General features: G+C 42.8%; 11 protein-coding genes. 6 read left to right on the forward strand and 5 right to left on the reverse strand.

What is annotated here, in order from left to right:
• Positions 1–48: 48 nt before the first annotated feature.
• Positions 49–657: a hypothetical protein gene (locus tag WH214_RS02500; protein ID WP_339422048.1), complete on the reverse strand. Its 609-nt coding sequence runs from the start codon at positions 655–657 to the stop codon at positions 49–51.
• Between the two features lie 257 nt (positions 658–914).
• On the opposite strand from WH214_RS02500, the gene WH214_RS02505 reads away from it, so the two are divergent.
• Both WH214_RS02505 and WH214_RS02510 read left to right on the forward strand, forming a co-directional pair.
• Positions 915–2003, forward strand: coding sequence for a DNA/RNA non-specific endonuclease (locus WH214_RS02505; protein ID WP_339422966.1), 1089 nt, complete (start codon positions 915–917; stop codon positions 2001–2003).
• A gap of 76 nt (positions 2004–2079) precedes the next feature.
• Positions 2080–2325: a hypothetical protein gene (locus WH214_RS02510; protein WP_339422049.1), complete on the forward strand. Its 246-nt coding sequence runs from the start codon at positions 2080–2082 to the stop codon at positions 2323–2325.
• 82 nt (positions 2326–2407) lie between these two features.
• On the opposite strand, the gene aqpZ is transcribed toward WH214_RS02510, so the two are convergent.
• Both aqpZ and WH214_RS02520 read right to left on the reverse strand, forming a co-directional pair.
• Positions 2408–3094 (reverse strand): aquaporin Z, encoded by a 687-nt coding sequence (aqpZ, locus tag WH214_RS02515; RefSeq protein ID WP_087011827.1) that lies wholly within the window; start codon positions 3092–3094, stop codon positions 2408–2410.
• Between the two features lie 131 nt (positions 3095–3225).
• Positions 3226–4227 (reverse strand): AraC family transcriptional regulator ligand-binding domain-containing protein, encoded by a 1002-nt coding sequence (locus WH214_RS02520; protein ID WP_339422050.1) that lies wholly within the window; start codon positions 4225–4227, stop codon positions 3226–3228.
• 110 nt (positions 4228–4337) lie between these two features.
• Between WH214_RS02520 and WH214_RS02525 the strand changes: the two genes are divergently transcribed.
• Positions 4338–4976, forward strand: coding sequence for a hypothetical protein (locus tag WH214_RS02525; RefSeq protein ID WP_159128591.1), 639 nt, complete (start codon positions 4338–4340; stop codon positions 4974–4976).
• Positions 4977–5320: 344 nt separating this feature from the next.
• On the opposite strand, the gene WH214_RS02530 is transcribed toward WH214_RS02525, so the two are convergent.
• Together WH214_RS02530 and hisF are read right to left on the reverse strand one after the other, a co-directional pair.
• A complete protein-coding gene (locus tag WH214_RS02530; RefSeq protein ID WP_159128590.1) occupies positions 5321–5782 on the reverse strand; it encodes a hypothetical protein in 462 nt (153 codons plus the stop codon).
• Positions 5783–5856: 74 nt separating this feature from the next.
• The gene (gene hisF, locus WH214_RS02535; protein WP_004691571.1) at positions 5857–6615 is read right to left on the reverse strand and encodes an imidazole glycerol phosphate synthase subunit HisF; all 759 of its coding nucleotides are present in this window, start codon (positions 6613–6615) and stop codon (positions 5857–5859) included.
• Positions 6616–6728: 113 nt separating this feature from the next.
• On the opposite strand from hisF, the gene WH214_RS02540 reads away from it, so the two are divergent.
• Genes WH214_RS02540 through WH214_RS02550 form a run of 3 tightly spaced genes read left to right on the forward strand, consistent with a single transcriptional unit; the run spans position 6729 to position 8743 of the window.
• Entirely contained in the window at positions 6729–7679 is a 951-nt protein-coding gene (locus tag WH214_RS02540; RefSeq protein ID WP_159128589.1) for a homoserine kinase, read from the forward strand.
• Between the two features lie 13 nt (positions 7680–7692).
• Positions 7693–8322: a DUF1294 domain-containing protein gene (locus WH214_RS02545; RefSeq protein ID WP_159128588.1), complete on the forward strand. Its 630-nt coding sequence runs from the start codon at positions 7693–7695 to the stop codon at positions 8320–8322.
• A gap of 28 nt (positions 8323–8350) precedes the next feature.
• Positions 8351–8743: a DUF4870 family protein gene (locus WH214_RS02550; RefSeq protein WP_004691561.1), complete on the forward strand. Its 393-nt coding sequence runs from the start codon at positions 8351–8353 to the stop codon at positions 8741–8743.
• The last annotated feature ends 226 nt before the right edge of the window (positions 8744–8969 follow it).

Consider the following 8969-nt stretch of genomic DNA (forward strand, 5'->3'; position numbering starts at 1 on the left):
AACCAGCGCATATGCTGGTTTTTTTTGGAGGATAAATCAGCTGAAGTCTTAGTTCATTGGATCATTTACAGGTGCTTCAGGCATCGCTTGGACAGGCTGTTCTGCTGAAGCGTCAGGAAGTGCCTGTGCAGGGGCATCAGGTGATGGCAGTGAATCAGGCTCAACCGCATTGACGGGTGCTTCTGCTGATGAATCTAATTGAGGTGCAGCAGCAGGGGCAGCATTCATGTCTGCATTTGCCGTGGGTGCGACAGCATCATTTAACGCCGCTTCAGCTTGTTGTGCTGAGAGTTCTGCATTTGGTACCAGCGGATGTTGCTCTGTTGGAGTCGCAGCGACGTCTTGTTGCGCTGTGGTATCAGGTGCGGCCTGTTGAACAGGAGCTTCATTCTGTGGTGCTGTTGGCATCACTGCTTGGTCATTGGGTACACCTTGGCCCGCTGGACTGATAGGTGCTGCATTTGGATCAAGCAATTTAATTTGCCCTGAGCTTACGAGTTCTTGAATAGAACCAGGTTGACCATTAACAGTAGTAGTGACTTTGGCTTGAGAGAGACTTTCTAAGGTGTCACCCGGTTGGATAGGTGGCTCGGCGAAGGCTGAAGCACTTATCACTGTGCCGATTAAACCAAGAGAAGCTAAAATCTTAGAATGCATAAGAACTCCGTAAATTGCATGTATTATTTCGTTCGATTCATTTTTACCTTGGCATATTTTTTGAAGCGACAGCAATCAAAGATACGCAATCGCATCACGTTGCCGTAGAAAAACTCTACAAAAAAGACATTTTGTTACATGCAAAATCATCTAAATATGGTGTTTTGTTTAATTGTTATGCGAATAGAACTCGAGCGATATACTTCGTATACGCTGATTGTTAAGCTCGTGAAAAACCGATGTTTATTGTAGTTGTGATGGCGAAGAAGAAAAGTAGTTCAGGTAAGTCAGTCTTTAACATGTTTAATCAAAATGGCCTGAAAGTGATTTTAGGATTGGTGGCAACGGGAAGTTTTGCAATTGCCTTTGGTCAAGAAAAAATTCAGCAATACGTGTCTTTAAGCCCAAGCTCAAATTCAGCCTGTTTAGAACAATTTTATCGGGAAATTCCGCCTTATTTACTCAAAGAAAGTTTAAGTAAACACAGTTATGCGCTGTGCTTTAACGGTTTTAATGTGATGTATTCGGGCATTTCGAAAACCCCTCTCTGGGTTGCAGAGGCCCTAACGCTACAGCGCCTGAGCCAAAAAATTCCACGTGAAGATAGTTTTCACGAAGAAAATAATGTTGCAACCGAACATCGAGCGACATTGTCGGACTACCGTGGTTCAGGCTATGACCGTGGACATATGGCACCGAATGCTGATATGCCCAACAAAGCCGCACAATTCGACAGTTTTTCTTTGGCCAACATGGTGCCGCAAGCCCCTAAAAATAATCAGCAAGTGTGGCGTGAATTGGAAGAAGCCACACGGGCGCTTGTGACTAAGCAGAAGCTAGATGTTTTTGTGGTGACTGGGCCAGTATTTCAGGGCAAAAAGCTCAAGACCATTGGTCAGGGAGTGATTGTTCCGAGTGCGGTTTACAAAGCGGTCTATATGCCAAAAACGGGTGCAATCGGCGCTTATTACGCACCGAATGATAATTCACAGCAGGTAAGAATTGTCAGCGTCTGCTATTTGGAAGAGCAGTTGGGTGTGAATTTATTTCCGCAACTGACAGAAGAGCAAAAACGTAATACCTATAAACTACCGTTGACAGCAACGGCGGTAAAAGCTAGTAGTGCAATTCAATACTCACATTGGGATGCGGAAAGTCAGTGTGCAGAAGAGGTTTCATCCGAGCAGCTCAAAGCCTTACAAAAAAACTTTAAATCGGGCTCTACTCAGTCGAGTAGTGGTAGCACCGTAACAAAGGGCACGGGTATTGATGCGGCGGATCAAGATGCGATTGTGAAACAATTGGTCGACGCCTTATTGCAATATATTTTGCAGCTGTTACGTTAAAGTTCTATGCAGTTGGATGTATAGACATTCGACTGCAGTGCACAATGCCTGAAAAACAAACAAGAGTAAAAATAAAATGTTTAAACCTTTTGTACAAGGTAACGAGTCCCATGCCATTCATGATTTGACCCTTGAAAATGACACGGACTGCGTCAGTATTTATGGCAATTTACAACTCACCAAAGACCAAGCTGGTTTAGCTGCGGCCAAAGCATTGCTGGCGTATCTGAATGCCATTGTGCAACAGCTTGAAAGTGAAGCTCAGCTTCCTGAGAAAATTGAACATCTGCAGTCGGGTGAAATTGACAATCCATTTTTATAACATAAGCCTATCTATGTTCCATGTGGAACAATAAGAAAAGCCCACAGATTGTGGGCTTTGTTATTAATGGATAGAGAAAAAATTAATCCTCTTTTTCTAAAATTTTATAAATAATAGCGCCGATAATGGCACCGACAATCGGAGCAACCCAGAATAACCAGAGTTGGCTTAACGCGGCTGTTTCAGCAAATATTGCAACACCTGTACTTCGTGCAGGGTTAACCGAGGTGTTGGTCACTGGAATACTGATCAGGTGAATCAAGGTCAAAGCTAAACCAATCGCAATTGGCGCGAAACCAGCAGGCGCACGTTTGTCTGTGGCGCCCATAATCACGATCAAGAACATTGCGGTCAGTACAATTTCAATCATTAAAGCGGAGATTAAGGAGTATTTTCCTGGTGACAGTTCGGCATAACCATTGGTCGCAAAGCCTCCTGTACCAGCAAAACCAGCTTGTCCTTGGACAATCAGGTATAAAACCCAAGCGGCTAAAACTGCACCGACCACTTGGGAGACCACATAGGGGATCAGATCTTTGGTATCAAAGCGTCCACCGACCCATAAGCCCACACTGACCGCAGGGTTAAAGTGACCGCCAGAGATATGTCCAAGTGCAAAGGCACCGGTTAAAACGGTTAAACCAAAGGCAAGAGCAACGCCAAGAAAGCCGATGCCTAACTCGGGAAAAGCTGCTGCAAAAATGGCACTGCCACAGCCTCCGAAGACCAACCAAAACGTTCCGATGAATTCAGCAAGATATTTATTCATAATGCGCCTTTTGTAGTTATTGATGTTTTATTCGCGTAGAACTTTATATTTAACGAGAAAATGCTTGTTTTTCAATCAATTTAACAAAAAAAGCATGACATCCTGATGACGTGGATCAAACAGATCAGATTTTAGTGAAAATGCTGAATACGCCACTGCTGAGGTGTGACTTGAGTCCAGTGTTTAAAGGCACGTTGAAAAGCACTTTGTTCAGAGTAACTCAACAACAGTGCAATTTCCTGTAAGCTTAGGTGAGGATCTCTTAAGTATTGCTCCGCCAAGATGCGTCGGACTTCTTGCATCCGCTGTTGGTAGGTCGTGCCTTGTTGTTGTAAGTAACGTTGCAGCTGTCGGACTGAAAAATTTAGTTGCCGAGCAGTATGTTCAATTTGATACTGGTTTTTTTGTAGCCCAGTTAAAATCGCATGCTGTAAGCGCTGGTCGATGTGAGTAGAGTTAGGAAGTTTTTCCAGTAAGGCTTCGGCTTGCTGTAAGAGCAATTTTTGCAGGGTTTGATCACCTTGCTGAAAGGGCATGGATAATTCACTGAGGGGAATCATCATCATTGGCCGGCTTTGAGAGAAGCGAACTTTACAATTAAAGTATTGCTCATACAGTGCCGTATTTTTCGGTATAGGGTGAGTAAAATGAACCTCACTAAGCTGGATGTCGTCATGGGCGACAAAGTGCTTCATAAACTGAATGATCAGCGCCATCGCCACTTCATTGCTGAGTTGTGTGGTCAGTTCAATCGGCATCTCCACCCAACCAAAGCATAGATTTTCACCTTCAACTGCAACATATAGCGAGCTGCCATCATAAATGAGACGGTGAAAGTCATGATAACGGGTGAGCGCCTCGCCTAAATTTTCGCAGGACAGCGCAATATAGCCCAAAATGCCTAAATGCTTGGGCTGTACATACTTTGCAATCTCAAGTCCGAGCGCAGGGATGTGCAGATGGCTGTCAAGATCATTCAGTAACTCTAACCACAGGGCATAATCAAAACGTTCTAAGTTCTGTGCTTTTTCAAGCTGTTCAGAAATTGGGTAGCCCACGGCTTGGCAATAGGCATAGAGTAAATGCCCCAGTCCACCGTAGACAGAACCTGTGTAATCTTTGAAATGTTGCATTTATTGGCTCTATTGTTCTTGTCGTAATTTGTCAATGAATTTGAATGCTAGGGTCAATATTTAGCATAGTTTCCACATTATATTCAATCTGAATATAGGAGGAATTTGCCATGTGGAAGGGTTTTGTCGCAGGACTGGTGGTTGCCAATGCGTTTGAGTGGGTTGCACATAAATATATTTTGCATGGAACACACCGTGCTGGAAAGCCACGCTATAGCCCCGTGCCTGACAGCATGAAATCGCATTGGGAGCATCACCGAGAAGTACGTAAAACCACGTTTCATGATCATGGTTATGTTGAAGGTTGGAGCAACTGGCGCACTAAAAATGAAATCGTGTCACTCGCTGTCGTGGCAGGTGTGTTTGGAACGTTATTTTATCCTGTCTCCAAAGGCATGACTTTGTCTGTGCTGTACAGTGCGGGAAATTATTACTACATCCACCGCCGTGCGCACTTAGAGCCAGACTGGGCAATGCGTAAGATTCCTTGGCATTATGACCATCATATGAACTCCAATCAGGATGCCAACTGGTGTGTGACCAAGCCGTGGTTTGATTATATTTTGGGAACGCGGGTCATTTCCTCGCTGGATTTGCAAGAGCAAAATCCGTTGGGTATTGCTTTACCCCAAGTGGTGTCGGATAAGCTCACCCAGTGGGTCAATCAAGTCTTCCCTGCAAAATGGGTTAAGGCACCTGAAGCGATTACATTGAATTCAGTGCAGACGGCGGAAACGGTTGCAGGATAACTGAATAGGTATTTATGTCGTGATTTGTCAATAATATTGGTATGTATTGTCAATATTTCGTCATTTGAACATTCTATAGTAAAGCTGTTGATGAGATGAAATCATCTCATGAGCACTAGTACGTCATTTTTCATTTTCCAGTTTAACAAGACAATGTTGTAGTTATTCTAGGTTTATAGGGAGTCGCAAGACTCCCTTTTTTTTATCTCAAAAATTGAGAGCATAAGTTCGGTCGAGAGCCAGCGAGCATTCTAAACTTTAACATTTGCTGCGTAATAGAAGCGATAGTACTGTCCGACTTAGCATTAGCTCAGCTGTGCCGAAGTACAGCGTAATTGAGCCATTTAATTCGTCTGCTTTTTAAAGCCCGTTAAAATATAGCGATCCATTTCATCGGTATAGTCCGGGGAAAACTGAAAGCAGACATGCTCGTTGATGTTTAAGGTTTTGAGATCAGGGAAGCTTTGTCTGGCACGTGGACTATTGCTAAATAAAAAAGCTTGTCGATCACTCTGAAAGTAAAACACTTTTTCAGTACTGATGTTGTGCCGTCGATAATGGGTGACCTCCGACCATTGTGTAAAAATACCACAAGCCCGAATTTGATCAGGTGCAATCAGCGCTTTTTCATAATACTGTTTAAACTGATATTTGTAGAAGCTGATATAGCTAAACAGGCATAAACCAAGGAGTAGCAGTACGGCCAGCATACCGAAAGGGCGGTCAGCATATTTCTCCATCAACAGGATGAAAACAAAACAGATCAATAGACCACAAATAAATAAGATTAGTTCTAAGTGATACATTTTTTCTCATCTTTAAAATGATAAAAAGAGTACTCGAAAGCACTCTTTTCATAGGTTTTACGGTTATGGTCTGTTTATAGACGCATTTCAATGCCTTGCTCTGCAAGGTATTTCTTCGCTTCAGGAATGGTGTGTTGTCCAAAGTGGAAAATTGAAGCAGCCAGTACAGCGTCTGCACCACCTTTTAAAATACCATCGGCCAAGTGTTGTAAGTTTCCGACACCGCCCGAAGCAATGGTTGGAATTGTCACGCGGTCATTGATTTGACGCATCAGCTCAAGGTCATAACCTGCTTTAGTACCATCGGCATCCATCGAGGTAATCAGCAGTTCACCTGCACCAAAGTCGGCCATTTTTACGGACCATTCAATCGCATCAATACCGGTTGGTTTACGGCCGCCATGGGTAAAAATTTCCCATTTATTCTCGCCCGTTTTTTTTGCATCAATGGCAACCACAATACACTGTGCGCCAAAGCGTTGCGATGCTTCTTGTACAAATTCTGGGTTAAACACCGCTGCTGAGTTAATGCTAACTTTGTCCGCGCCAGCATTGAGTAAGAGACGAATGTCTTCAACTTTGCGAACGCCACCACCGACCGTTAAGGGAACAAAAACCGTTTCAGCCATACGTTCAACAGTACGATAAGTCGTGTCGCGACCATTCGAAGTTGCGGTAATGTCTAAGAAGGTAATTTCATCAGCACCTTGTTCGTTATATCGACGTGCTACTTCTACTGGGTCACCTGCATCACGAATATCAAGGAATTGAACACCTTTCACTACACGACCGTTGTCTACGTCGAGGCAAGGAATAATACGTTTAGCTAGCATAATTTTTTCCAAAAATAACAGCCGATTATGAAACTTCGCGACTTAGATGCTACACCTTAATAGTCGGAGCGGGTATTCTATCAAACTTATGTAAGTTTTTTTGCAGGTTTTATATGTCGGTTTATACCACTTTGACTTTACAGGAAGTTCAGGCGTTTGCCGCACCTTATGGACTTGAGGTAATCGATCTGATCCCAATTCAAGGCGGTATTCAAAATACGAACTATTTTATTGTGTGTGAAAATGCTGTGCAGTATGTATTGACTGTATTTGAAGAAATGGATGAACAGGGTGCAGGCGAGTTAGTTCCTGTACTTGAGCATTTAGGTCAGGCTGGTTTAGCAGTTCCTGTACCCTTAAGTCATTCAGGCAAAGCCATTCATAGTTTAAAAGATAAACCTGCGCAAATTGCTCCACGGATGATGGGCAAACATCCCATGCCTGCGACCCTTGAACAAGCCGAGGCGATTGCAATTGCACAAGCGCAAATGCATGTCGCACTGCAAGATTTTCCACTGGAGCGTGCAGAATACCGTGACCATGACTACTGGCTCGCTGTAGCCTTACAGATGAAACCGACATTAAGTGAGGCGGATCAAGCACTGCTGAGTAAGTTGTTGGGTTTGTATGATGCATTATCGGCGGTTTATCCGAATCGTCCTAAGGGCTTTATCCACTCGGATTTATTCCGTGATAACACTTTGTTTGAGGGCAATCAGCTCAAAGGCATTTTAGACTTTTATGAACTGAATAAAGATGAGTTCTTGTTTGATATTGCGATTACCCTGAATGACTTCTGTACCGAATATCCAAGTGTGCACTTAAATGAAGACAAGGCCATCGCATTCTTAAACGCCTATGAAAGCATTCGTCCTTTAACGACTGATGAAAAATCTTGCCTCGAGTTGTATCTGGCAATGGCTGCTGCGCGTTTTTGGATGATGCGTTTACAAGTGGCGAAAAAAAATGCTGAACAAGGCCGTACGGGGGAGGACATTTTGCAGAAAAATCCTGCCGAAATGCGTAATATGGTGATTGACCGCTTAAAGTTTGTAACTGTTTAAATAGGAAAGAAAAATGCGTGACCAAGGACGACTCGTTGAATGGTTCGATGAAAAAGGCTATGGCTTTATTCAGCCCAACGATGACAGCAAAGATCGCGTGTTTTTACATATCAAGGACTTTGCACGGCAAGGTCCTCGTCCTATTTTAGGCTGTGCGTTGGAATACAACGTGCTTGTGGATGCGCAAGGGCGTTATCGTGCACAGCAAGTCAGTTATTTAAAAGCATCACAAACCCAAAAGAGTCGTACCTCAAAAGTCTCACCGAAAAAGACCGAACAGGGTCAACGCTGGAGTCCAATGCAAATTGCGTCGGTGGCATACATCGTGTTTTTGGCGCTATTGGTATTCATGGGACGTTTGAGTGGATTAGTGCTGCTGTTGATTAGTCTGATGAATGCGGCCAGTTATTGGTTCTATGCGCAAGATAAAGAAGCTGCACAAAATGGGCAGCGCCGTGTACCTGAAAATACATTACATCTCCTTTCATTTTTAGGGGGATGGCCTGCAGCATGGTTAGCGCAGCAAAAGCTACGACATAAAACACAAAAACAACCGTTTAGAAAGATTTACTTTTGTACAATTCTATTCAATATTCTTTTAATTTTATGGCTTATTTCTCCTTTCAATAGTTTGCCTATTTAAAGTTCAAGCCCACTTTATGAGGGACAATATGAATTATTCAGTCGATCAAGATCCGAATCGTAGTCTGACTTTTATTCTTTATATTTTGTATATCGTTGCGATTTTTTCCGCAGGGATTTTAGCGATCATTGCTTTAGTGATTAATTATGTGAAGCGTGGCTCTGTGCGTGGTTCCATTTTTGAGAGCCATTTTACTTGGCAGATTCGCACCTTTTGGTGGTATTTGATTTGGAACGTGATTGCCTTTGTGCCATTTATTTTCTTATTCTTTACGGGTGAAAATGCCACCGCTTTCGCAGGTGTCGCACTCGGTGCTTCAACCTTCTGCGTGTCTGTGATTGGGTTGTCGTGGGTGTGGATTGTGTATCGTGCCATTAAAGGCATTATTCGTTTAAACGACAATCAACCCATGTATCAATAACAAGTGATGGGATTTAAAAAAGGGCAGTGTGCCCTTTTTTTATGACTTTATTTTTTATAACAAGGTTTATGCACCGAGATGAACCAAGCTGATGCAGCAGTGTCTCTATTTTTGCGCAGGCTTTTAAAAAGCATCTTACTAAATTGAATTTCAATATTTACCTTTTTATATTAATAAATTTACTTTTTTAATATTTACAACTTACATTTTTGTTTATAAATAATTA

Source organism: Acinetobacter sp. MYb191 (assembly GCF_037572605.1).
In the GTDB taxonomy this organism is placed as follows: Bacteria; Pseudomonadota; Gammaproteobacteria; order Pseudomonadales; family Moraxellaceae; genus Acinetobacter; species Acinetobacter johnsonii.

What these genes read in the sequence shown, in the direction of transcription:
- WH214_RS02530 (WP_159128590.1), bottom strand. Translation starts at nt 5,782, where the DNA reads ATGTATCACTTAGAACTAATCTTATTTATTTGTGGTCTATTGATCTGT.
- hisF (WP_004691571.1), bottom strand. Translation starts at nt 6,615, where the DNA reads ATGCTAGCTAAACGTATTATTCCTTGCCTCGACGTAGACAACGGTCGT.
- WH214_RS02545 (WP_159128588.1), top strand. Translation starts at nt 7,693, where the DNA reads ATGCGTGACCAAGGACGACTCGTTGAATGGTTCGATGAAAAAGGCTAT.
- WH214_RS02550 (WP_004691561.1), top strand. Translation starts at nt 8,351, where the DNA reads ATGAATTATTCAGTCGATCAAGATCCGAATCGTAGTCTGACTTTTATT.
- WH214_RS02540 (WP_159128589.1), top strand. Translation starts at nt 6,729, where the DNA reads ATGTCGGTTTATACCACTTTGACTTTACAGGAAGTTCAGGCGTTTGCC.
- WH214_RS02500 (WP_339422048.1), bottom strand. Translation starts at nt 657, where the DNA reads ATGCATTCTAAGATTTTAGCTTCTCTTGGTTTAATCGGCACAGTGATA.
- aqpZ (WP_087011827.1), bottom strand. Translation starts at nt 3,094, where the DNA reads ATGAATAAATATCTTGCTGAATTCATCGGAACGTTTTGGTTGGTCTTC.
- WH214_RS02510 (WP_339422049.1), top strand. Translation starts at nt 2,080, where the DNA reads ATGTTTAAACCTTTTGTACAAGGTAACGAGTCCCATGCCATTCATGAT.
- WH214_RS02520 (WP_339422050.1), bottom strand. Translation starts at nt 4,227, where the DNA reads ATGCAACATTTCAAAGATTACACAGGTTCTGTCTACGGTGGACTGGGG.
- WH214_RS02525 (WP_159128591.1), top strand. Translation starts at nt 4,338, where the DNA reads ATGTGGAAGGGTTTTGTCGCAGGACTGGTGGTTGCCAATGCGTTTGAG.
- WH214_RS02505 (WP_339422966.1), top strand. Translation starts at nt 915, where the DNA reads ATGGCGAAGAAGAAAAGTAGTTCAGGTAAGTCAGTCTTTAACATGTTT.